Below are 23224 nucleotides of genomic sequence, written 5' to 3'. Positions count from 1 at the left end.
CGCGGACGAGGCTGTCGCTTTCTTACAAGATCCATTCCCCGCGAGGGCCGAGAGTTGTTCCTATGAGCAACGACGTCAATCCCGTTCCCGAGGGTTACCACTCCATCAACTGTTTCCTGGCCGTACCCGACGGCAACAAGGCCATCGAGTTCTACTCCGCGGTCTTCGGCGCGAAGGTGCTCAGCCGCAACGACCTTCCCGACGGGCAACCGGCACACGCCGAACTGGCGATCGGCGACTCCACCATCCAGATGGGGATGCCCATCCCCGAACACGGGGTGCGCGCACCCGAATCGGACTGGGTGCACACCAGCATCGTGCACTACTGCCCCGATGCCGACGCGGTCGTCGCCCGCGCCGCCGAACACGGCGCCGCCCGTGTCGAGGAGCCGCAGACGTTCGTCACCGGCGATCGCTACGGGCTGGTGATGGATCCGTTCGGACATCGCTGGGTGGTCATGACCCGGGTCGAGGACGTCTCGCGCGAGGAGGCCGAGCGCCGGGTCGACGAGTGGATGGCCACGCAGAGCTGACGCGGCCCGCGCGGGTGCCCCGGTCCGGCCGGGGCACCCCGGCGTAGGTGGGAAAGACGCTGCGCGGGAACTCATTTCAGCCCGGCGGCATCCATACCACGCAACTCCTTCTTCAGGTCGGCGATCTCATCGCGCAATCGCCCGGCCAGCTCGAACTGCAATTCGCGGGCGGCGTTCATCATCTGATCGGTCAGCTGGGCCACCAGATCCGCCAGTTCCGCGCGCGGCATGTTCGCGAGATCGCGGCCCTCGTACACCCCGGCGCTCACCGCGCGGCCGGGTTCACCCTGGGCTCGGCGGCCGCGGCTGGCGTTGCGCCCGGATCCGCCGACCTCCACCTCGGTCTCGTCGGCCTCGCGATAGACCTGATCGAGGATGTCGGCGATCTTCTTGCGCAGCGGTTTCGGATCGATGCCGTTGGCTTCGTTGTAGGCGACCTGCTTGGCCCGCCGCCGTTCGGTCTCGTCGATGGCCTGGCGCATCGAATCGGTCACCTTGTCGGCGTACATGTGTACTTCGCCGGAGACGTTGCGCGCGGCACGCCCGATCGTCTGGATGAGGCTGGTGGCGCTGCGCAGGAACCCCTCCTTGTCGGCGTCCAGGATCGCGACCAGCGACACCTCCGGCAGGTCGAGGCCCTCACGCAGCAGGTTGATGCCGACCAGCACGTCGTATTCGCCCAGCCGCAACTGCCGCAGCAGTTCGACGCGGCGCAGCGTGTCGATCTCCGAATGCAGGTAGCGCACGCGCACACCCATGCCCAGGAGATAGTCGGTGAGATCCTCGGCCATCTTCTTGGTGAGGGTGGTGACCAGGACGCGTTCATCGCGTTCGGTGCGGGTACGAATCTCGTGCACCAGATCGTCGATCTGGCCCTTGGTCGGCTTGACCACCACCTGCGGGTCGACCAGTCCGGTCGGGCGGATCACCTGCTCGACGAATTCACCGCCGGTGCTGCCCAGTTCGTATGGGCCGGGCGTCGCCGACATGTATACGGTCTGGCCGATCCGGTCGGCGAACTCCTCCCAGGTGAGCGGGCGGTTGTCCACCGCAGAGGGCAGCCGGAAACCGTATTCGACGAGGTTGCGCTTGCGCGACATATCGCCTTCGTACATGCCGCCGATCTGCGGCACGGTCACGTGCGACTCGTCGATGATCAGCAGGAAGTCCTCCGGGAAGTAGTCGAGCAGCGTCGCCGGCGCCGAACCGGCCGGACGGCCGTCGATATGCCGCGAATAGTTCTCGATACCGGAGCAGAACCCGACCTGCCGGATCATCTCCAGGTCGTATTGGGTGCGCATGCGCAGCCGCTGCGCCTCGAGCAGTTTGCCCTGCCGCTCCAGATCCGCGAGCCGCTGTTCGAGTTCGGTCTCGATATCGGCGACCGCGCGCTCCATCCGATCCGGTCCGGCCACATAGTGGGTGGCCGGGAAGATACGCAGGGTGTCGACCTGGCGCACCACATCGCCGGTGAGCGGATGCAGGTAGTACAGCGCCTCGATCTCGTCGCCGAAGAATTCGATGCGGACCGCGAGTTCCTCGTAGGAGGGGATGATCTCGACGGTGTCGCCGCGCACCCGGAACGAACCGCGGGTGAAGGCCATGTCGTTGCGCGTGTACTGGACATCGACCAGCAGGCGCAGCAGCCGGTCGCGCTCGACCTCGGCGCCGACCTCGAGCTGCACCGAGCGGTCCAGATAGGATTGCGGCGTACCCAGGCCGTAGATACACGAGACCGAGGCGACCACCACGACATCGCGGCGCGAGAGCAGGCTCGAGGTCGCCGAATGGCGCAGCCGCTCCACGTCGTCGTTGATCGAGGAGTCCTTCTCGATGTAGGTATCGGTCTGCGCGATGTAGGCCTCGGGCTGGTAGTAGTCGTAGTAGGAGACGAAATACTCCACCGCGTTGTGCGGCAACATCTCGCGCAGTTCGTTGGCCAGCTGGGCGGCCAGGGTCTTGTTCGGCGCCATGACCAGGGTCGGGCGCTGGACCCGCTCGATCAGCCAGGCCGCGGTGGCCGACTTGCCGGTCCCGGTGGCGCCGAGCAGCACCACGTCCTTCTCACCGCCACGCAACCGCCGCTCCAGCTCCGCGATCGCGGCAGGCTGGTCACCGGCGGGCCGATGCTCGCTGACGACCTCGAACCGCCCGTCGGAGCGTTCGATCGCCCCGATCGGCCGGAATTCCGAATGCGCCAGCGGCTGCTCGCCGGGTGCGTCCGAATCCGCGGGGATCTCCGTTGCGAAAGCCATGGTCACCAGGGTAAGCCGCGACACCGACAAGTTCCGGCGCCGTGATCGCGGGCACAGCGACACACCCGGTGATCATTTTTCGGCCACGACTCCGTATCGGCGGGCACAGGCGCTGCGGCGGCGTGGCCAGGGGCCGCCCGGCCGCGGCGCTGGATGCACCGACTGCTCAGGGCAACCACACGGCAATACCAGCGGCCCGCCGACCCCCGACGCGAGGACCGTCACAGCGGGCTCGGCCGCCGCTCCCGCTTCCACACCCGCCGGCATCGTCCACCGCGAACCGAAGCCGCCATATCGGACGTCGATACGATCGCCCGGCGACGGAACCCGTTCACCCCTCCGGAACACGCCCTATCCCAATCATTTCGACCGGACTCGCGTCACCGACACCACAATTCCCGGCCGACTCGTTCGGACATTTCGAACAATTCGATTCATGCCACCATCTTTCGGCCACAACAGGCCGGACCCACTGCTCCACAGAATAATTCGACAATTCGCCCGAAGTGACGACACAGTCCCGCCCAGCGGCGCCACCGAAGCGCCGCCGCCGACCATTGCGACAGGTCCGGCCGGAGGTTTGCCGGGGCCCCGGGAGCATTGCCCCGGCAACCGCGCGCGCAGCAGTGAATCAAGCGACCAAATGCCCGAAATGTCTGGTAGAGCAGGGCGGCTCGACGATAACGACACGGCCGAATCAGCCGGATTCCGTGTCGTTTTCACCCCGCCGGAGGGGGTTGCCCGGGTGTACGCTGATCCGGTCGGAAGTCGAGAAGGGCAAGTGTTATGGCCGGTTTCCTCGCTGAACGTGTCACCCGGACTCTGCGCACTGCCGCGCCCAATGGAGTCAGCCCAATGCCGTCGAATCGCAACATTCCGGGCCGAAAAACACCGATTCCGGTGCCACCATCGGGCACGGCACACAGACCGCACGTCGAATATTTCGACATCGCCGATCTCACCAGAACCGATTCCCGCGGATTCGTCCATTCGGTCGACAGTTATCACGTCGAGCCGTGGGGTCTGTATCTGGTCCGGGCGGCCGACACCCCGCCCTACCGCTACACCGAGACCTGGCTCCTGCCCAAGCAGTCGGTCCGCGTCACCATGCATCACGTCAACGCGGCACACGATCGCGATCCGATCTATCACATCTATATCGGCAACTTCGCCAAGATCGAGCCGAAGCGCTGGCGGGCCGAGTACCACTACATCGACATCGTCGCCCGCAACGGCCATGTCTGCGAGCTACACGGGGTCGACGAACTGTTCGCCGCGCACGCGGCCGGCCATGTGTCGGCCGAGACGGCCCAGCGGGCGTTCGAGCAGGCCACCGCCGTCGTCGACGGTATCGCCTCGCACGATCACAACTTCGAACGCTGGCTCACCACCCAGGGCGTCACACTGCACTGGCTGTAACCCCGTCACCACCCGCTCGCGCCGATGATCATCGAATCGCGGCGCGAGCGGGCGTTTCGCGGGCCGGCGACGGTAGATTCGGAGCATGACGCAGGGGCATGTGGTCGATCTGCATCGGCCGAAGATCGAGTACTTCGACCTCGCCGGGTCCACCAATACCGATCCCAAGGGTTTCGTGCGGCCGGTCGAGACGTACCGGACCGAACCCTGGGGCCTCTACATGGCCCGCGCCGCGGATCATCCGGAATTCCACTACCTCGAGTCCTGGCTGCTACCGCAGCTGTCGCTGCGCGCCACCGTGTTCCACTTCCGCCCCACCCACCCGCGCGATCAGGACTTCTACCTCGATATCGGTGATTTCTCCCCGGCGGGCCCGCAGATGTGGAAGTCGGTCGACCACTACCTCGACATCGTCGTCCGCACCGGACGGGAGGCGATTCTGCTCGACGTCGACGAGTTGCTGGCCGCCCACGCCGCCGGATATCTGAGCGCGGCCGAGGCCCAGCAGGCGATCGAGGCCGCCACCATCGCCATCGACGGAATCGCCGCGCACGGACACGATTTCGAAGCCTGGCTGCGCTCCCGAGGTATCACCCTCGGCTGGCGGTGAGACCCAGCGCCGAGCCCTGGGCGGCAGATGCCGGAAACGAGTCGGGCTGCGCCGAACTCTTCTTCGCGTGGGGCCACGCCACCAGGGTCCAGCCTGGTCGTTCACGGCCCCTCGAGAACCGGGAGAGCCATGGGTGAGTCGTCGTCGTTGCGTCGTGTCGGGAGTTCGGGGCTCGCGGTCTCGGTCGTCGGGCTGGGCACCAACAATTTCGGGATGAAGCTCGATCTCGAGCAGAGCAGGGCCGTGCTGCACGCCGCGCTCGACCACGGCATCAACCTGATCGATACGGCCGACTCCTACGGGGAATCGGAACGGCGAATCGGCGAGATCCTGCAAGGCAGACGCGACGATGTCGTCATCGCGACCAAGTTCGGCAACGATGTGCGCCGCCTCGGCGAGGACAACGGCGAGGACTGGGGGGCGCGCGGCTCACGCCGCTACATCCGCCGGGCCGTCGAGCAGTCGCTGCGCCGGCTGCGTACGGACTGGATCGATCTCTACCAGCTGCATCGCCCGGATCCGGCTACGCCGATCGAGGAGACGCTGTCCGCGCTGGACGATCTCGTCCACGAGGGCAAGATCCGGTACCTGGGCCATTCCAACTTCACCGGCTGGCAGACCGCCGACGCCGAGTGGACCGCCCGCACAGGCAATCTCGAGCGGTTCATCAGCGCGCAGAACGAATACTGCGTCAGGCGCGCGGAACCCGTTCGTAGATCTTGTCGAACCAGGGTTCCTTCACCGACAGGTACGCCTCGACGGCCTCATCGCCCACCTTGCCCGTCGCCTCCGCCTCCCCGCGGCGCTTGATCTCCAGGTACTCGGCACGGGCGTCGGCGTCGGCTCGCAACCAGTCGCGGAAGTCCAGGGCGAACCGCTGCCCCGGCGAACCGTCCACGCGCACATGGACATTCGCGAGCCGCCCGGGATCGGCGTTGCCGTGCAGACGTTTCGCCCACAGCTCGGCATCGGTGCCCGCGGGGTCCTGAGGCGTCGGCTTCGGGTTGTCGCCGGTGACCGAGTCGATCGGCGGAAAACCGGCGGCGGCCAATCGATCTCGCAGCGCGTCGGCCGTCGCGAGGTCGGCGACCGTGATCTGGATGTCGACGACATCCTTGGCGGCCAGCCCCGGCACGGCGGTGGAACCGATATGATCGATGCGGCGCGCGTCGCCACCGCAGGCCAGCCACAGCCGACCGATCAACCGCTGCGCCTGCGCCGCCCACTGCGGATCCGGCTCGACCAACCGCACCGGCCCGGTCGAGCGCGCCGCAGTCCCGGTGCGCACATTGTGTTCGAAGGGCAGCAGGCGCTGCTCCCACAGCGCTCGCACCTGCGGTGCCAGCGCCTCGGCATCGGAATTGTTGTCCAACAGGACATCCGCGGCCGCACGCCGTTGGTCGTCACTCGCCTGCGCCTTGATCCGCGCCAGCGCGTCCGCACGGCTCACGCCACGGAACTGCTCGAGCCGGTGCACGCGAGTCTGCTCGTCGGCCATCACCACCACGACGAGATTCATCATCGCGCCGAGATTGTTCTCGACCAGAAGCGGAACATCCTGCACCACAACGGCGTCCGCGGGCGCGGCGGCGATCAGCTCGGTGGTGCGCCGGCCGACCAGCGGATGGGTGATCGAGTTCAGCGTCGTTCGCGACTGCTCGTCCGCGAAGGCGACCGCCGCGAGCGCCGGGCGGTTCAAACTGCCGTCCTCGGCCAGAATGTCCGGGCCGAATGCCGCGACCAGTGCGGCCAGGCCCTCGGTGCCGGGTTCGACGACCTCGCGGGCGATGGCGTCGCTGTCGACCAGCACCGCCCCGCGTTCCACCAGCAGCCGCGCCACCGTCGACTTACCCGCTCCCATGCCTCCGGTGAGACCGATACGCAACATTTCCCCAGTCTCGCATCCACTGCCGGCGTCCGCGCCCGCACCCCGGCCGCGGGCCGATCGAACTGATTACCCACCGCGTGTTTCTTTTTCACCTCATCCGCGCGGTATTACCCATTCCGTGACGCCGGTGATATCAATTCGCAACTTTTTCCGCCCGATACCGACCTGGAGTCGGCAACTTTCCGACACGCCGGGTCCGAAGTCACGCAAAATCCGCAGCCCCGCACTTTTGTTCCGCTACTGTTTCGCCCCGGGCGATCCAGGCCATCCGAGCTAGCGAAGGACGATCATTGGGCACCACACACATCCAGTCGGGTCGCCACCGGCTGGGTTTGGCAGGCACCGTGCACTGCATTCGGATACCCGCCGTTGCGGCAGCACTGGCCGAACATCGCCGTTCGTGGTTGACCGCCCTACTCAGCCCCGCTCGGCACAGCTTCGCCGCCATGCGCAGCCGCAGCGGCGCCACCCGCTGGATTCCCGCCACGGCAAGCTGACCAGTACCTCGAACGTTCGGCGGCCCACCGCGTACTCGGTGGGCCGCCGGTATTTCACACCAGACCGCTCGGACTTCGGCGCGAGCCCGGTTCCTGGCTCGGCATCGCATTCGGCGGCACCGGATAGGGAATTCCCTTATCCTCGGTGCCGAGCGCGATATTCGGACCACATTGCGCCAGAGCGGCATCCGATTTCGGTCTCGGATCGGTAATTCGCGGCGGCACGGAATCGGGTGCCGAACCGAAATCGAAGGCCGAGGTCATATCGCCGGTGACGCTGCGGCGCCAGGCGGTCAAATTCGGAACGTCCACGCCGAAACGACGTTCCAGCAAACGCAATTGCGAGGTGTGATCGAACGTCTGCGAGGCGACCAGGCCGCCGCGGGAATACGGCGAGATGACCAAACACGGGACGCGGTAGCCCAATCCGACCGGGCCCGCGACCCCCTTGGCGGCGGGTACCCGGCCGAGATCCACGGTGAGGTACTCCCCCGGTGTGCCGGGCGGCGGGGTCGGCGGGGTCACATGATCGAAGAATCCGCCGTTCTCGTCGTAGCTCACGATGAGCGCGGTCTTCTCCCACACCTTCGGATTGGAGGTGAGGATGTCGAGCACCTGCATGATGCCCACCGCGCCCAATGCCGGTGGCAGCGCCGGATGTTCGCAGTTCAACAGCGGCGGAATCACCCACGACACCGAGGGCAGGCGGTCGGCGGCCACGTCCGCCGCGAAATCCTGCGGATAGACCGGAGCCTTGCCGCGCTTGGCCAGTTCGGAATTCGGGTCCGCGGCCTGTTTGAAGCAGCCCATCATGCCGTCGAGGATCACCGACGAGATGGGGCCGACGTCGCGATTGTTGTAGATCTTCCAGTCGACGCCGGCCTCGGACAGGTTCTCCGGGTAGGTGCGCCAGCTGTAGGCGTTCTGCGGGATCAGCGTCGGCGTCTCCACCAGCGGACCGCCGGCCAGACCGTCGGGGTCGATGGTGGCGGAGACCCAGTACAGCCGGTTCGGGTCGGTCGGGCCGAGGACCGAGCAGTGGTAGTGGTCGCAGAGGGTGAACGCATCGGCCAGCTCGTGGTGAATCGGGATATCGGCGCGGGTGTAATACCCCATGGCCGCCGGACCGTTGGCGGCGCCGACGCCGGCGACCGACATCGGCATCCAGCGGTCGTTGCGGCCGCCGTTCCACGCCTCGTGCATACCGCCCCAGGAATGATCGGGATCGTTGATACATTCGCCGTCGAGGGTCGCGCCGCGGGTGGTGTCGAGCCGGAACGGGACGATGAACCCGTCGGCGGTGGGCCCGACGCCGGGAGCGTAGCCGTACTGCTTCCACGCCGGCGAGGCGTCGTCGAAACCCCTTACGCCGGAGAGGGTTCCGAAGTAGTGGTCGAACGAGCGGTTCTCCTGCATCAGCAGGACGAAATGCTCGATGTCGCCGAGCCCGCCCATCCCCGCCGGGTCGGCCGCGTGTGCACGCTCGATGATCGGGTTCGCCCAGGCGGCCAGCGCCCCGACCCCACCGGCCGCCATGGCCTTCGCCAGAAAATCACGCCTCTTGATGCCGTCGAACAGACCCATTCCGGTGCCGAGACCTTCCGCGTCGGTGAACACAACAGTGCCGGATGACAAGCCAGCGCAGTGGCAGATCCTCGCCGAGGATAATGGACCGGCGGTAGCGACGCGGTGACGACGGTCTGAATGGGCAGCCCGGAGATGGGCGAAGGCCCCGGTCCGATGGACCGGGGCCTTCGTTTCAGCTCGGCGAATTACGCGTTGCCGGACAGCTTCTCACGCAGCGCGGCGAGCTGCGCGTCGCTGGCCAGCGAACCGCCGGCCGGCTCCGAGGAGCTGGCGGACGAGCTCTGCGCGCCGCTCTCGGAGGAGTAGTTACCGGAGGCACCGCCGTTGGCGGCCTCGGCGGCGGCGTCGGCCGCCATCTTCTCCATCTGAGCGGTGTGCATCTTGTGACGACGCTCGGCCTCGGCGTAGCGGCCTTCCCACTCTTCCCGCTGCTTGTCGAAGCCCTCGAGCCATTCGTTGGTCTCGGGGTCGAAGCCCTCGGGGAAGATGTAGTTGCCCTGCTCGTCGTAGCTGTCGGCCATGCCGTACTTCGACGGGTCGAACTCGGCGTGGTAGTCCTCGTTCGCCTGCTTCAGCGACAGCGAGATCCGGCGACGCTCCAGGTCGATGTCGATGACCTTGACCATCGCGTCGTCGCCCACGGCGACAACCTGGTCCGGCACCTCGACGTGGCGCTCGGCCAGCTCGGAGATGTGCACCAGGCCCTCGATGCCCTCTTCGACGCGCACGAACGCACCGAACGGAACCAGCTTGGTGACCTTGCCGGGCACGATCTGGCCGATGGCGTGGGTGCGGGCGAACTGACGCCACGGGTCTTCCTGGGTCGCCTTGAGCGACAGCGAAACCCGCTCGCGGTCCAGGTCGACGTCGAGAACCTCGACGGTGACCTCCATGCCGACCTCGACGACCTCGGACGGGTGGTCGATGTGCTTCCAGGACAGCTCGGAGACGTGCACCAGACCGTCGACGCCGCCGAGATCGACGAACGCACCGAAGTTGACGATCGAGGACACGACGCCCTTGCGGACCTGGCCCTTCTGCAGCTGGTGCAGGAATTCGCTGCGGACCTCGGACTGGGTCTGCTCCAGCCAGGCGCGGCGGGACAGAACCACGTTGTTGCGGTTCTTGTCCAGCTCGATGATCTTGGCCTCGATCTCCTTGCCGACATACGGCTGCAGATCGCGGACGCGGCGCATCTCGACCAGGGACGCCGGGAGGAAGCCGCGCAGGCCGATGTCCAGGATCAGACCACCCTTGACGACCTCGATGACGGTGCCCTTGACGGCCTCGTCCTTCTCCTTGAGCTCCTCGATGGTGCCCCACGCCCGCTCGTACTGAGCCCGCTTCTTCGACAGGATCAGGCGGCCTTCCTTGTCCTCCTTGGTGAGAACGAGGGCCTCGACCTCATCGCCCACGGAAACGACCTCGGCCGGGTCGACATCGTGTTTGATGGACAGTTCGCGGGAAGGGATGACGCCTTCGGTCTTGTAACCGATGTCGAGCAGAACCTCGTCGCGGTCGACCTTGACGATCGTGCCTTCGACGATATCTCCGTCGTTGAAGTACTTGATCGTCTTGTCGATGGCGGCGAGGAAGTCCTCGGCGGAGCCGATGTCGTTGACGGCTACCTGCGGCGAGGTGACGGTGGTGGGCATATGTTGGGTTGCTCCGGACGGATTGTGGTCGGTAGTGGACATTGGAACTCTCGGTTTTGCTGTGAAGTCACAGCGGTGGAACTACGTTGACGGCCATGTACAGCACATCGCTGCGACACAGCACAACGCTGTACTCACTGCAGAAACTCACAGCACCGGCTGCGAAATCACAGCCCGCGGGCGACTTCCGAAATTCGTAACCCCTGCGCCCGGTACCGAGCGCTACAGTACCGACAGCGGCTACGCAAATGCCGAAGACACTCGCGGGAAACAGCGTACGCGACGTGAGTTACGCCAAGCAAACACGGGTCCCCGCCCGCATCATGATCATACGTCCGCACCGAACACCGTTCCCGCACAGTGTGGTACCCGTCACGGCCCGGAGGTAATCGCCCCGCTCGCGCGCATCCCGGCGGGCACATCCCGACGGCGTCCGCGAGGGCCCGCGCCCGCCCCGTGCCATACGCTGCGAACCATGTCCGACGACCCGCATCCGGCCCACCTCGACGACGCTCGCCATGCCCAGGCCAACGCCCTGCTCGGCACCGCTCGGGTGACCCGCACGAGCGTCGGCTCGGCCGTCAGCGAGCGCGCCAACCGGCGCTGGTGGGACGCCGACGCCGCGCAGTACCACGAGACCCACGCCGACTTCCTGGGCGTCGACTCCGAGGCCGGAGAATTCGTCTGGTGCCCGGAGGGCTTGCACGAGGGCGACTGGCATCTGCTGGGCGAGGTCGCCGGGCGGCGGGTGCTCGAGATCGGCTGCGGATCGGCGCCGTGTTCGCGCTGGCTCGCCGGCCGGGGGGCGCATCCGGTCGGACTGGATCTGTCGCGGGCGATGCTCGACCGCGGACTCGCGGCCATGGCGCGCGGCGGCCCGCGGGTGCCGCTGGTGCAGGCCGGTGCCGAGGCGCTGCCGTTCGCGGACGAATCGTTCGATCTGGCCTGCTCCGCGTTCGGCGCGATCCCGTTCGTCGCCGACGCCGCCCAGGTGATGCGCGAGGTGGCCCGGGTGCTGCGACCGGGCGGGCGCTGGGTGTTCTCGGTGAACCACCCGATGCGATGGATCTTCCCCGACGATCCGGGCCCGGACGGACTGCGCGCAACGATCCCGTATTTCGACCGGACGCCGTATGTCGAGGTCGACGCCGACGACGAACCGATCTACGTCGAACATCACCGCACGGTCGGCGATCGGGTCCGCGACATCGTCGGCGCGGGCCTGATCCTGCTCGACATCGTCGAACCCGAATGGCCGGAATGGCTCGAGCGCGAATGGGGTCAGTGGAGCCCGTTGCGCGGTGAGATCTTCCCCGGCACAGCCATTTTCGTTACCGAGAAGCCGCCGCGGCATTAGCCCGCGCGGCGCGTGGGAGCGGCGGCGCCACCGTCGCCTCGCCGTCGGACAACGAGGTCTGCGCGGGAATGGGCGTGGTCTTACCCGGATCCGGCTTGGCCACCGGTGTGGCGGGCGCCGCGGTGGGCTCCGTCTTCCCCGTGGGTGTCTTACCCGTGGGCGCCGACTTACCGGTCGACGCCTCCGCACCGCCCGGACCGAGGAACGGCGGCAGCGCCGCGAACCGCGGATCGATGCGCGCGGTCCGGCTGACGTGGGTGATCCAGCGCCGCGCGCGGGTCAGCGGATGGTCCGGGAACTGCGAATCCCAGCGCGCGTCGTCGGCGACGTTGTAGGGCAGCTTGCCCTTGACCTCGGGCGCGTACGGATGCGGCGGGAACATGTTCGCGAAGCCGACCTTCGGCACGACCGCGGCCTCGCGGACGCCGGAGCGGCCGGTTTCCGGGCACATGATCTTCACGATGGCGCTGCACCCGGCCTTGGGCACGACGATTCCGGCGGTGAAGCCCAATCCGGTCGCCTGATCGGCCAGCGGGAACTTCTCCAGCCGCAGCAGGGCCGGCTGGGAGTCCACACTGATGGCATGTGCCTCGATCAGGCAGCCGAACTCGGCCTGTAGTTCGGTGAGGCGGCGGCGCAACGTGTCGATGTCGGACAGCGGGGCGGGTAAGTCCGGTACCAGATCGATATAGCTCAGCGTGATGATGTCACGGGTGGCCGGATTCCCCCACGTGGTCTGGTCAAGCTGCTGCAGTCCCCCGGTTTCGAACACGATTGGCACGCAACCAAGCTACCCATTCGTGACCTTTTCGCACTTCCTGGGGCGTTTTGTGTTCAAGGCGTGACCACCTGGTAATAAATACCGGACGAAACGGGTGTCAGGTTTGTTTTCATTCTGGGGTCTCCCCGGCCCGCCGCGGGGAGCGCCCCACCTGATCGAGCGCCATCCGCAGGGCGTACTCGATCTGAGCATTGATGCTGCGCAGGTCGTCGGCCGCCCACTTGGCTATCGCCTCGTGGACGGCCGGATCGAGCCGGACGAGCACCTTCTTGGGCTCGCGCTTGGCCATCAGGAGTAGAGCGTTCCGGTGTTGACGACGGGCTGGGCGGACCGATCGCCGCACAGCACCACCAGCAGATTCGACACCATCGAGGCTCGCCGCTCCTCGTCCAGGTCGACCATCCCCTCCTCGGTGAGCCGCTGCAGCGCCATGCCCACCATGCCGACCGCGCCTTCCACGATGCGGCTGCGCGCGGCCACCACCTGCGCGGCCTGCTGGCGGACCAGCATCGACTGGGCGATCTCCGGCGCGTACGCCAGGTGCGTGATGCGCGCTTCGAGAATCTCGATACCGGCGAGCGCGGTGCGCTCGCGCAGTTCCGTGGTCAGTTCCTCGGCGACCTCGGCGCCGTTGCGCAGGCTGGTCGGAGCCGGGTCGTCGGCCCCCGCGAGAGCGGGCGTCACCGCCACGGCCGCGGGCATCACATCGGGGGCGGCGTCGTAGGGATGCACGGTGGCCAGGTGCCGGACCGCGGCCTCGGACTGGGTCTGCACGTACTCCTCGTAGTCGTCGACGGCGAAGGCGGATTTGAAGCTGTCCACGACCCGGTAGACGACCACCGCCGCGATCTCCACCGGATTACCGTCGAAGTCGTTGACCTTCAACTTCTGCGTCTCGAAGTTGCGGACCCGCAACGAGATTCGCCGTCTGGTGGTCAGCGGCAGGGTCCAGAAGAAGCCGGCGTCGGCGACCGAGCCGACGTAGCGGCCGAAGAACTGCAGCACCTTGGCCTCGTTCGGGCCGACGGTGGTGAGTCCGGTCAGCAGGATCACCGCGACCGCGAGGATCACATAGCCCGCGACCGCGCCGATCGCCGCACCGGCACCCCCACCCGAGCCGGCGGCGCTGGAGGCGGCGACCCCGCCGATCAGTCCGGCGGTGCCGACCACCAGCAGCACCAACAGCATCAAGAACCCGTTCAGCCGGAAGGCCGGACGCAGCGACATGACATCCTCCCAATATTGAAGTGATATCACGACGATAGCGCAGCGATACTCCCCGCGACAAGGGCCCGGGTCGCCGGAGCGGCTCAGGCGGGCGGGATGTTGCGGTTGAAACGGAACAGGTTGGCCGGGTCGTATGCGGACTTCAGCGCTTGCAGCCGGTCGTAGGTCCGCGCGGCGTATCCGGCGCGGGTCTGGTTCTCGTCGGCCCACTCCCCGGCGCCGTACAGGAAGTTCAGATTGTGGCCGATCGTCCACGGCGCCAACGTCTTCGCGACCAGGTCGTGGTAGCCCCGCTGATCGGGGCCGCCCGAGTTCGGCATCGTGATGATGCGCGCGTTGTATTCGGCCTGCCGGTGATCCATCGCGATATCCGCCGGACCCGGGCGGCGCAGCGCACCGCCGAGATGGCGGAAGCCCGCCACCGCCGCGACCGGCGCCTCGGGGCCGGTGGCGTCGAGGAAGGCCGACGCCGCATCCGCGGTCAGATCCGACAGCAGGGCATTGGTGGCGGTATAGGCGTGCGGGAAACTCGGGTCGCGGTAGATGCCGTGCGTGTCGCGGTAGGGCATGGTTCGCAGATCGTCGGCGATCCGGGCACCCACCTCACGCAGCGGCCGGACCAGCCGCTCACCGTCGGCGGCCGGCCCGGTGAACGCGATGTTGACGGTGGCCAGGTAGCGCCCGCGCAGCGGTTCCGGAATCGCCGGGACGTCGGGCATCGTCATCATGGTGATCGCCGAGGTCATCTCCTCGGGGACCTCGGCGGTCCACTGCCGCCACGCCTCGAGCGCGGGTTCGACCAGCGGGGTGTCGAAGGTGAGCTGTCCGCCGTAGACCTCGGTGATCGGGAACAGTTCGAGCTCCATACCGGTGACCACACCGAAGTTACCGCCGGATCCCAGTGCGGCACCGAACAATTCGTCACCGGGCGTGAGGCGGCGCAGCCGCCCGTCGGCCGTTACCAGTTCCAGGGCGCGGACCCGGTCGGCGGCGTAGCCGAAGGTGCGCGCCAGAATGCCGAGCCCCCCACCCAGGTGATAGCCGACCACGCCGACCGAGGGCGAGGAGCCGTTCAGCGGCGCCAGACCGTGCGCGACCGCCGCCGCGATCAGCGCCTCGGCCTGCACACCCGCGGCCACCCAGGCGGTGCGGGCTTCCGGATCGACGCGCAGGTCGGTCATCCGGCGCGTGCTGATCAGCACACCGCCCGCGGCCGGCACCGAGAGCCCGTGGCCGGTCGCCTGGACCGCGACGGGCAGCCCGTGCCGGGCGGCGAATTCCACGGCCGCGCGCACATCCTCGGCGTGGACCGCGCCGACGACCAGATCCGGCCGATGCGTGTAGGCGGTCTGGAAGCCGGAGACCTCGGCGCCGTAGCCGTCCGCACCCGGGCGGAAGACCGGGCCGGTGACGGTGGGCAGTTCGGCGGGGAAGGTCGAGTTCGTCATGTCCTGAACTCTGCCGCCGTGCGAATGAGAAGTAAAACAGATAGTTCTTCTCGACACTAGAATGATCAGTTATGGAACTGCGGCAGTTGCGCTACTTCGTCACCGTCGCCGAGGAGGCGAATTTCACCCGGGCGGCCCAGCGGCTACATCTGGCGCAGCCCGGTCTCTCGGCGCAGATCCGGCAGCTGGAACGGGAATTGGGTCAGCCGCTGCTGGACCGGTCGGGCCGCACCGTGACACTGACCGCCGCCGGTGCCGCCGTACTGCCGTATGCACGATCGGCATTGGCTGCGGCACAACAGATCTCGTTCACCGTCGACGAGTTCACCGGATTGTTGCGGGGGCAGGTCCGCATCGGCCTGATCTCCGGGGCGGCGACCGAGGAGTTCGACGTCGCGACGGTCCTGTCGGCATTCCACCGGGATCATCCGCAGGTCGGCATCACCCTCACCGAGGACACCACGGACCGGATGCTCGCCGCGCTGGCCCACGGCGAACTCGATATCGCCCTGGTCGGGCTGACCGGCGCGGAACTCGACGAACGCCTGGCCGTCGACGTCGTCTTCGAGACGCGCCTGGCTGCGGCCGTGGCGCGCGACGACCACGAATTCGGATCGCGGATCGCGCTGGCCGAGTTGCGCGAGCGCTCCCTGATCTGCCTGCCGCGCGGCACCGGGATTCGCGGCGTGCTCGAACGTTGCTGTGCCGCTGCCGGATTCACGCCGAGAATCGAGTTCGAGGCCGCCGCGCCGCCACTGCTCGTTCAACTGGCGGCCGGTGGGCTGGGAATCGCCGTGGTTCCGGCCCTCGGCGCCGCCCACGCCGAGGCCGCGGGCGTCCGGATGATCGAGATCACCGACCCGCAGATGCATGGACAGCTCGGCCTGGTCTGGCGTTCGGATCGACCGGCGGCGCCGGCCGCGAAGGTACTGCTCGGGCAGTTGCGCATCGCCCTGGGCCGCCGGAAGGCGGCGCACCGCTGAGACTGGTCACGCGCAGGTCGGGCCTCGGAACTCCAGGCGTGTGCCGACCCGAGGCCGGCGCGACGACATCCCGATCCGGCGGGCACCGCTGCGAGCCGAGCCGCTCGCACCCGCCGACGGCTCAGCCGGCGCCGATTGCCGAGCGGCACGCGTCGATATATCCGCGGACGAGCGGGCGGGACTCGCCGCGCCGCCACGCCAGCGCCAGTTCGCTCGGGCCGATGCCGCGTACCTCGCGGGCCACCACGCCCTCGTGGGCGATGAGCGGAACATTGCCCGCCGCGAGGAGCACCACACCGTCACCGTTCAGCAGTGCCTCGTAGGTTTCCTCGGTGCTGGAGATCACTGCCCCGATGATCGGCGCGCGGCCGCCACGCGCGTCGACGGCCAGCCAGTAGTCGCGCAACTCGGCCGCCGACTCCGGCAGCGCGAGGAACGGTTCATCGAGCAGATCCGCGAAATCCACCACCGAATGCGCTGCGAGAGGATGGTTTTCGGGTAGCGCCACCATGCGCGGTTCGCGCGCCACCACGATCCAGTCGTAGCGGTCCGGCTGGGCCAGCGGCAGCCATACGAAGGCGACATCGGCGCCGGCATCGGCCAATCCGGCGGTCGGATCGGACCAGCCCAGTTGACGCAACGCGGGTTTCGCATGCGGGAACGCGGTGGCGAACCGGGACCTCACGGCCGGCAGTAAACCGCGCCCCGGGCTGGTACTGATCCCGATGGTGACGGTGGCATGCTGGCCGGCCTTCGCGGCCTCCACCTCGGCACGCGCGCTGTCCCAGTCCGCCAACAGCTTTCGCGCATGCGGCACCAGCGTCCGACCTACCGGAGTGAGGCGGACCGACCGGCCGTCGCGATCGAACAGTGGCGCCCCGATCTGGCGTTCCAGAGCGCGGATCTGCTTCGACAGCGCGGGCTGGGAGATGAACAGAGCCTCGGCCGCACGGGTGAAGTTCAGTTCGTCGGCGACAGCGACGAAGTACCGCAGATCACGTCCGTGCACATCCATAACCCATGGTTATAGCGAAAGGTCTTGGACTCCACCACTGGGGACAGGCAAGGATTTCTCTCGTACCCAGAACTATCGAGGAGAGTTTCCGTGAGCACAGGCAAGGTCTGGCTGATCACCGGCGCCAGTAGCGGTTTCGGCCGCGCGATCGCCCAGGACGCGATCGACGCCGGCGATATCGTCGTCGCGGTCGCCCGCCGCACCGCGGCGCTGGACGATCTGGTCGCCGCCCACCCCGATCGCATCGAGGCCGTCGCGCTCGACGTCACCGACACCGACCGCGTCGATGCGGTCGTCAGCGATGTGATCGCCCGGTACGGCCGCATCGACGTGCTGGTCAACAATGCCGGGCGCACCCAGGTCGGCGCGGTGGAGGAAACCACCGACCGGGAGTTGCGTGACCTGTTCGACCTGCACGTCTTCGGTCCCGCCGCCCTCACCCGCGCCGTCCTGCCGCAGATGCGCGCCCAGGGCAGCGGAGCGATCGTGATGATGAGCAGTGTCGGCGGTCAGATGTCGTTCGCCGGTTTCTCCGCCTACAGCGCCACCAAATTCGCGCTGGAGGGACTGTCGGAGGCGCTGGCCGACGAGGTGGCGCCGTTCGGCATCCGGGTGCTCGTCGTCGAACCGGGCGCCTTCCGCACCGGCCTGTTCGGTTCCGGCGCAGCCTATTTCAGCGCCGAATCCGACGTCTACGCCGACACCGCCGGCAAGACCCGCCGCATGATCGAGGGCGGCGACGGCACCCAGCCCGGCGACCCGGCCAAGGCCGCGGCCGCCATCCGCGCCGCCCTCGAGTCCGAGCGCACCCCGCTGCGGCTTCCGCTGGGCAGCGATTCGGTCGACACCCTGCTCGGCCACCTGGACTCTGTGCGCGCCGAAATCGGCGAGTGGGAGAAGGTCGCGCGCGCAACGGCTTTCGACGAGGACTGACCCTCGTTTCCTACAGGATTCGGGACAGGAAGGCCTGGGTTCGCTCGTGTTGCGGATTCGCCAGCACCTCGCGCGGATTCCCGGCCTCCACCACCACTCCCCCGTCCATGAACACCAGCTGGTCGGCGACCTCGCGGGCGAAACCCATTTCGTGCGTGACGACCACCATCGTCATGCCCGATTGCGCCAATTCGCGCATGACCGTGAGGACTTCGCCGACCAGTTCGGGATCCAGGGCGGAGGTGGGCTCGTCGAACAGCATCAGCTTCGGATCCATCGCCAAGGCGCGGGCGATGGCGACGCGCTGCTGCTGGCCGCCCGACAGCTGCGCGGGATAGGCATCGGCCTTGTCCGCCAAGCCGACTCGATCGAGCAGTTCCCGAGCGCGAGCGACCGCCTTGGAGCGGGAGAGCTTCTTCACATGAATCGGCGCCTCGACCACATTCGCCAGCGCGGTGCGATGCGGGAACAGGTTGAAATGCTGGAACACCATGCCGACGTCGCGACGCTGGCGCGCCGACTCCCGCGGACGCAGTTCGTAGAGTTTGCCGCCGCGCTCGCGATAGCCGACCAGATCGCCGTCGACGTAGAGCCGCCCGGCATTCACCCGTTCCAGATGGTTGATACAGCGCAGAAAGGTCGACTTGCCGGAGCCGGACGGGCCGATCAGGCACATCACCTGCCCCCGCGCGACCTCGAGCGACACACCCTGCAACACCTGCAGCGCACCGAAGTTCTTGCACACCCGCTCGGCGCGGATCATCGGGACATCGGCCGAAGCCGCCGTGGCGCTGCTCATTTGCCGGCCTCCGTGATCTGCTGGGTGGTGGCCAGGGCGCGCAGCTGGCGCCCGGTCAACTGCCGCGTCACCCCGCGCGAGTAGTACCGCTCGAGATAGAACTGGCCGACCATCAGCACACTCGTGATCGCCAGATACCAGGTCGCGCTGACCAGCAGCAGCGGGATCGGCTGGAAGTTGATGCCGTAGATATCGCGGGCGCGGCCGTACAGATCGGTGGTCAGCGGGATCGCGGTGACCAGTGAGGTGGTCTTCAACATGGAGATCAGCTCGTTGCCGGTGGGCGGGATGATCACCCGCATCGCCTGCGGCAACACCGTGCGCCGCATGGTCTGCCCCCACGACATGCCCAGCGCCACCGACGCCTCGCGCTGCCCCTCACCCACCGAATTGACTCCGGCACGCACGATCTCGGCCATGTAGGCGGCCTCGTTCAGTCCCAGGCCGATCATGGCGAAGATGAACGGCTGCGACCAGTCCTGCACATCCCACTGCACGAAACTGGGCCCACCGAACGGGATTCCGAGTTGAATCGATTTGTACAGCGCCGGGAACAGGCCCCAGAAGACGAGCTGGATGTACACCGGGGTGCCGCGGAAGATCCACAGATACACCCACGACACCGACCGCAGCACCGGATTGGGCGACAGCCGCATCACCGCGAGGATCACACCGAGCACGACGCCGATCGCCATCGCCAGCACGGTCAGTTCGAGGGTGACCACCGCACCCTCGGATATCCGCCGATCGAACAGATACTTCCCGTAGGTGTCCCAGCGATAGGCCGGATTGGTGGCGGCGCCGTAGACGAACAGCCCGAGCAGGATCAGTAGCACCGCCGCGGCGATCCAGCGTCCCGGCCGCCGCAGCGGTACGGCCTCGATCGGCTCCGGCATCGATGCCTCGGACTGGCCGGCCTGCGAGCCGGCGGGGGGTTGCGCGGACATGTGCATTCAGCCTTTCGCGCCGTTGATGACCGACGTGGTGATCGCACCGGCCTCCACGCCCCAGTTCTGCGCGATGGTGCGATAGACGCCGGAATCGATCAGATGCTGCAGCGCCGCTTGCAGCACCGGGGCCAGCGGCGAACCCTTCGGCATCGGCCAGCCGTAGGGTTCGGCCTCGAACACCGGACCCGCGGCCTCGATGGTGTCGGGATTGCGCTTGATCGCGTACGCGGTGACCGGGGAATCGGCGGACATGGCGTCGACTTGGCCGAGGACCAGCGCGGTGGCCGCTGCACTCTGTTCGTCGTAGGACATCTTGTGGATCTCGGGCTTGCCGGCATCGGTGCAGGCCTTCGATTTCGCCGGGATCTCGTCGATGTCCTCGGTGGTGGTGCGCTGCACCGCGACCTTCTTGCCGCAGGCGTTGTTCGGATCGATGGGACGGCCCTTGCGTTGGGCCCACTGGATGCCGGCGGAGAAATAGTCGACGAAGTCGACGGTCTTCTCCCGCGTCAGGTTGTCGGTGAACGACGACATGCCCACGTCGACGGTGCCGGCCTCGATCGCGGGGATGATCTTCTCGAAGTCGGCTTCCTGATAGTCGGCGCGCACCCCGAGTACGGCGGCGACCGCGTCCATCAGGTCGACGTCGAATCCGATGATCTGCCCGGTGTGCGGATCCCGGTACTCGTTGGGCTGGTACGGAACGTTCACACCGACCACGAGCCGTCCCGCCTGAGCGATCTTCGGCGGCAGCTGCGCGGCGATCGACTCGACCTTCGTCACCGGCACCTTGGGCACCTTCGGCGATTCGTCCTCGGTGTTGTCCGCACATCCCGCTGCCAGCACCGCCGCACCGACGATCACGCACGCGGCTCGCAGGATGTACCCGCGGGCGCCGAGTCGAACTGACACGCGGCCCTCCGTATTCAGCAATGCAGCCAATCGAAAATCTAGGCGATCGGCACGGGATGCGCCGGTCGGTTACCGAAGGTTAATGCGCGCCGCGACCGGCGGCAGGGGTACACGCCGATTCACCGGCGGTGCACCCGTGCCCGGACCTGCTCGGTGAATTCACTGGTCGAGGCCAGTCCACCGAGGTCGGCGGTGGCGATACCGGCCGCCAGGGTCGCCGCCACCGCACGCTCGATCCGGTCGCCCGCGCCGAGCAGCGCCGGATCGCCGTCCCGGGTGCCCAGCCAGCGCAGCAGCATCGCCGCCGACAGCTGCAGGGCCCCCGGATTCGCCCGGTTGCGTCCCGCCAGCGCGGGCGCCGCGCCGTGCACCGCCTGCGCCATCGCCTTGTCGGCCGAGCAGTTCAACGAGGCCGCCAGACCCAGCGAACCGGCGAGTTCCCCCGCGAGGTCGGAAAGTATGTCGCCGAACAGGTTCTCGGTCACCAGGACGTCGTAGTCACCGGGCGCCCGGACCAGATGGGCCGCCGCGGCGTCGACATGTTCGTCGTCGACCTCGACACCCGAGTATCCGGCGGCCACCTCCGAGCAGACGTCGCGGAACAGACCCATCGTCATCGGCAGCACATTCGCCTTGTGCACGATCGTCAACCGGCCGCGCCGGGCTGCCGCGAGCGCGCAGGCCTGGTGCGCGATGCGTTCGCAGGCGGCTCGGGTGATCACGGCCACGGCCATCGCCACATCGGCGGTGGGCCGGAATTCGCCCGAACCGGCGAACATGTTGCGGTCGGCGTAGAAGCCCTCGCTGTTCTCGCGCACGATCACCAGGTCGATGTCCTTCGCCGCCGCCCGCACGCCCGGAAAGGTCCGAGCCGGGCGGATATTCGCGTACAGGCCGAAGCGTTTGCGGATCGCCCCGCCCGGCGGAGCACCGATGCGGTGGTGCGGCGCGTAGGAGACGTTGTCGTGCGGACCGAGAATCCAGGCGTCGAGGTCGGCGAGAGCGGACAGCGTGGTCTCCGGGAGGGGTTCCCCGCATTCGGCGATGGCCGCATGCCCGATCGGCAGTTCGACCCATTCCGGCGTCGGCGCGCCGGCCGCGGCGAGCGCCTCGTCCACCACCGCCCGGGTCGCCTGCACCACCTCCGGCCCGATGCCGTCGCCCTCGATCAGCCCGAGCCGCACCGCCCGCCGCGCAACCACCGCGCTCACTCCTCTGCTCGCACCCCGTCCCGGCCGGTCCGCGGCCCGGCACACCGGGTCACCCTATTGGGTGTCGCCTCATCCAGCCCACCGCGGGCCCGGGCCACCGGCCGAAGTCGGGTAATCGACGCACCGCACGCGATCCTCGCGCGTAAGTTGGCTCAATCATGGTGCAGTCGGTGGAACTGGTACTCGACGAGGCGGCGGAGACCGAGATTCGCCGGCAGTGGCGCATGCTGTCCGAGGCCGGAATGCACAGTCCCACACCGCAACACCGGCCGCACATCACCGTCGCGGTCGCCCGCGAGATCTGGCCCCGGCTGGACCGGACGCTGGCCGCCCTCCCGTTCCGCCCGCTCCCGATCCGGCTCGGCGGGCTGCTGATATTCGGCGCCCGCCATCCCATTCTGGTACGGCTGGTGGTGCCCACCGAGGAGCTGCTGACGATGCAACGGCGCATCGCGGCGGTCGTCGACGGGTGCCCCGGCGTTCCGGCGAACATGTGCCCGGACGCGTGGACCCCGCACGTGACGCTGGCACGGCGGCCGAGACCGGAGCACTGGCCCGCGGCGATCGACGCGGTGACCGCCGAGCGGGATTTGGCGGCTACCGTGGTGGGTATTCGGCGGTGGGACGGTGATCGGCGGATCGAGTGGCCGATCGCCCCAGGGGGTGGGGACCACGGTTGAGCCAGCGGACGCCGGCCGCACGGAAGATACGCGCAGCGTCCCGCGTTGCACCGCATACAACGACACGAGAGGAACCCATGGCCACCCAGACCCTGACCGCGCAGAACTTCGACGAGATTGTGACCGGAAACGACGTCGTACTCGTCGATTTCTGGGCCGATTGGTGCGGGCCCTGCAAGGCGTTCGCGCCCACTTTCGAGGCGTCCTCGGAACAGCATCCCGATGTCGTCCACGGCAAGGTCGACACCGAGGCCGAGCAGAGCCTCGCCGCCGCCGCCAACATCCGCTCCATCCCCACGATCATGGCCTTCCGCGAGGGTGTCCTGGTCTTCGCGCAGCCGGGCGCACTGCCGCCGGCCGCGCTGGAGGATCTGGTCTCCCAAGTGAAGGCGCTCGATATGGAAGAGGTGCGCAAGCAGCTCGCCGAACAGCAGCAGAGCTGACTCGCCGGAACCGGTGCCGCATCCCGATTTCTCACGAAACG

General features: G+C 67.7%; 23 protein-coding genes. 10 read left to right on the top strand and 13 right to left on the bottom strand.

Features of this window, described 5'->3' with window-relative positions; genetic code table 11:
• The first annotated feature begins 62 nt into the window (after positions 1–62).
• The gene (locus tag NK1_RS07710) at positions 63–533 is read left to right on the top strand and encodes a VOC family protein (RefSeq protein WP_063007843.1); all 471 of its coding nucleotides are present in this window, start codon (positions 63–65) and stop codon (positions 531–533) included.
• 71 nt (positions 534–604) lie between these two features.
• On the opposite strand, the gene uvrB is transcribed toward NK1_RS07710, so the two are convergent.
• A complete protein-coding gene (gene uvrB, locus NK1_RS07705) occupies positions 605–2788 on the bottom strand; it encodes an excinuclease ABC subunit UvrB (RefSeq protein ID WP_063007925.1) in 2184 nt (727 codons plus the stop codon).
• Positions 2789–3643: 855 nt separating this feature from the next.
• On the opposite strand from uvrB, the gene NK1_RS07700 reads away from it, so the two are divergent.
• From NK1_RS07700 to NK1_RS07690, 3 genes are all read left to right on the top strand, one after another.
• Positions 3644–4207 (top strand): DUF402 domain-containing protein, encoded by a 564-nt coding sequence (locus NK1_RS07700; protein ID WP_084460688.1) that lies wholly within the window; start codon positions 3644–3646, stop codon positions 4205–4207.
• An 85-nt stretch (positions 4208–4292) separates the two neighbouring features.
• Entirely contained in the window at positions 4293–4817 is a 525-nt protein-coding gene (locus NK1_RS07695) for a ribonuclease FAU-1 family protein (protein ID WP_063007842.1), read from the top strand.
• 129 nt (positions 4818–4946) lie between these two features.
• Positions 4947–5627, top strand: coding sequence for an aldo/keto reductase (locus NK1_RS07690; protein ID WP_157104130.1), 681 nt, complete (start codon positions 4947–4949; stop codon positions 5625–5627).
• Here the strand turns inward: NK1_RS07690 and coaE are convergent.
• Complete coding sequence (gene coaE, locus NK1_RS07685; RefSeq protein WP_063007841.1) at positions 5509–6705, bottom strand: dephospho-CoA kinase; 1197 nt, start codon at positions 6703–6705, stop codon at positions 5509–5511. The genes NK1_RS07690 and coaE overlap by 119 nt on opposite strands.
• Positions 6706–6995: 290 nt before the next feature.
• On the opposite strand from coaE, the gene NK1_RS33520 reads away from it, so the two are divergent.
• Entirely contained in the window at positions 6996–7202 is a 207-nt protein-coding gene (locus tag NK1_RS33520) for a hypothetical protein (RefSeq protein WP_083870720.1), read from the top strand.
• A 54-nt stretch (positions 7203–7256) separates the two neighbouring features.
• Here NK1_RS33520 and NK1_RS07680 read toward each other — a convergent pair whose 3' ends face one another.
• Entirely contained in the window at positions 7257–8786 is a 1530-nt protein-coding gene (locus NK1_RS07680) for a phospholipase C (protein ID WP_063007923.1), read from the bottom strand.
• A gap of 188 nt (positions 8787–8974) precedes the next feature.
• On the bottom strand, positions 8975–10444 hold the full coding sequence (gene rpsA, locus NK1_RS07675) for a 30S ribosomal protein S1 (protein ID WP_063007840.1): 1470 nt from the start codon (positions 10442–10444) through the stop codon (positions 8975–8977).
• A 475-nt stretch (positions 10445–10919) separates the two neighbouring features.
• Between rpsA and NK1_RS07670 the strand changes: the two genes are divergently transcribed.
• Positions 10920–11801: a class I SAM-dependent methyltransferase gene (locus NK1_RS07670; protein WP_063007839.1), complete on the top strand. Its 882-nt coding sequence runs from the start codon at positions 10920–10922 to the stop codon at positions 11799–11801.
• On the opposite strand, the gene NK1_RS07665 is transcribed toward NK1_RS07670, so the two are convergent.
• The 4 genes from NK1_RS07665 to NK1_RS07650 all read right to left on the bottom strand — a co-directional run bounded on the left by NK1_RS07665 (position 11776) and on the right by NK1_RS07650 (position 15257).
• Positions 11776–12582, bottom strand: coding sequence for a hypothetical protein (locus tag NK1_RS07665; protein ID WP_174552702.1), 807 nt, complete (start codon positions 12580–12582; stop codon positions 11776–11778). The two genes, NK1_RS07670 and NK1_RS07665, sit on opposite strands and share 26 nt — an antisense overlap.
• A gap of 109 nt (positions 12583–12691) precedes the next feature.
• Entirely contained in the window at positions 12692–12871 is a 180-nt protein-coding gene (locus NK1_RS07660) for a type II toxin-antitoxin system antitoxin (protein ID WP_062998936.1), read from the bottom strand.
• Positions 12871–13809, bottom strand: coding sequence for an SPFH domain-containing protein (locus tag NK1_RS07655; RefSeq protein ID WP_063007838.1), 939 nt, complete (start codon positions 13807–13809; stop codon positions 12871–12873). Before NK1_RS07655 ends, NK1_RS07660 begins: the two co-directional genes overlap by 1 nt.
• A gap of 83 nt (positions 13810–13892) precedes the next feature.
• The gene (locus NK1_RS07650; protein WP_063007837.1) at positions 13893–15257 is read right to left on the bottom strand and encodes an FAD-binding oxidoreductase; all 1365 of its coding nucleotides are present in this window, start codon (positions 15255–15257) and stop codon (positions 13893–13895) included.
• Positions 15258–15328: 71 nt separating this feature from the next.
• Between NK1_RS07650 and NK1_RS07645 the strand changes: the two genes are divergently transcribed.
• The gene (locus NK1_RS07645; RefSeq protein ID WP_063007836.1) at positions 15329–16240 is read left to right on the top strand and encodes a LysR family transcriptional regulator; all 912 of its coding nucleotides are present in this window, start codon (positions 15329–15331) and stop codon (positions 16238–16240) included.
• A 121-nt stretch (positions 16241–16361) separates the two neighbouring features.
• Here NK1_RS07645 and NK1_RS07640 read toward each other — a convergent pair whose 3' ends face one another.
• Positions 16362–17255: a LysR family transcriptional regulator gene (locus NK1_RS07640; protein WP_063007835.1), complete on the bottom strand. Its 894-nt coding sequence runs from the start codon at positions 17253–17255 to the stop codon at positions 16362–16364.
• A 90-nt stretch (positions 17256–17345) separates the two neighbouring features.
• Between NK1_RS07640 and NK1_RS07635 the strand changes: the two genes are divergently transcribed.
• Entirely contained in the window at positions 17346–18188 is an 843-nt protein-coding gene (locus tag NK1_RS07635) for an oxidoreductase (protein WP_063007834.1), read from the top strand.
• Positions 18189–18198: 10 nt separating this feature from the next.
• Here the strand turns inward: NK1_RS07635 and NK1_RS07630 are convergent, their stop codons facing one another.
• The 4 genes from NK1_RS07630 to NK1_RS07615 form a co-directional block, all read right to left on the bottom strand.
• On the bottom strand, positions 18199–18987 hold the full coding sequence (locus NK1_RS07630; protein ID WP_063007833.1) for an amino acid ABC transporter ATP-binding protein: 789 nt from the start codon (positions 18985–18987) through the stop codon (positions 18199–18201).
• Complete coding sequence (locus NK1_RS07625) at positions 18984–19940, bottom strand: amino acid ABC transporter permease (RefSeq protein WP_084460672.1); 957 nt, start codon at positions 19938–19940, stop codon at positions 18984–18986. The genes NK1_RS07630 and NK1_RS07625 overlap by 4 nt, the downstream gene beginning before the upstream one ends.
• Positions 19941–20849 (bottom strand): ABC transporter substrate-binding protein, encoded by a 909-nt coding sequence (locus NK1_RS07620; RefSeq protein WP_157104129.1) that lies wholly within the window; start codon positions 20847–20849, stop codon positions 19941–19943.
• A gap of 119 nt (positions 20850–20968) precedes the next feature.
• On the bottom strand, positions 20969–22051 hold the full coding sequence (locus NK1_RS07615) for an isocitrate/isopropylmalate dehydrogenase family protein (RefSeq protein WP_063007920.1): 1083 nt from the start codon (positions 22049–22051) through the stop codon (positions 20969–20971).
• A 167-nt stretch (positions 22052–22218) separates the two neighbouring features.
• Between NK1_RS07615 and NK1_RS07610 the strand changes: the two genes are divergently transcribed.
• Both NK1_RS07610 and trxA read left to right on the top strand, forming a co-directional pair.
• Positions 22219–22740, top strand: coding sequence for a 2'-5' RNA ligase family protein (locus NK1_RS07610; RefSeq protein ID WP_063007832.1), 522 nt, complete (start codon positions 22219–22221; stop codon positions 22738–22740).
• 77 nt (positions 22741–22817) lie between these two features.
• Positions 22818–23183, top strand: coding sequence for a thioredoxin (gene trxA, locus NK1_RS07605; protein WP_062998952.1), 366 nt, complete (start codon positions 22818–22820; stop codon positions 23181–23183).
• Positions 23184–23224: the final 41 nt, after the last annotated feature.

Source organism: Nocardia kruczakiae NBRC 101016 (genome assembly GCF_001612965.1).
GTDB lineage: Bacteria > Actinomycetota > Actinomycetes > Mycobacteriales > Mycobacteriaceae > Nocardia > Nocardia kruczakiae.
Note: the sequence above shows the minus strand (reverse complement) of the source record. Positions and strands in the feature narration are given on the sequence as shown.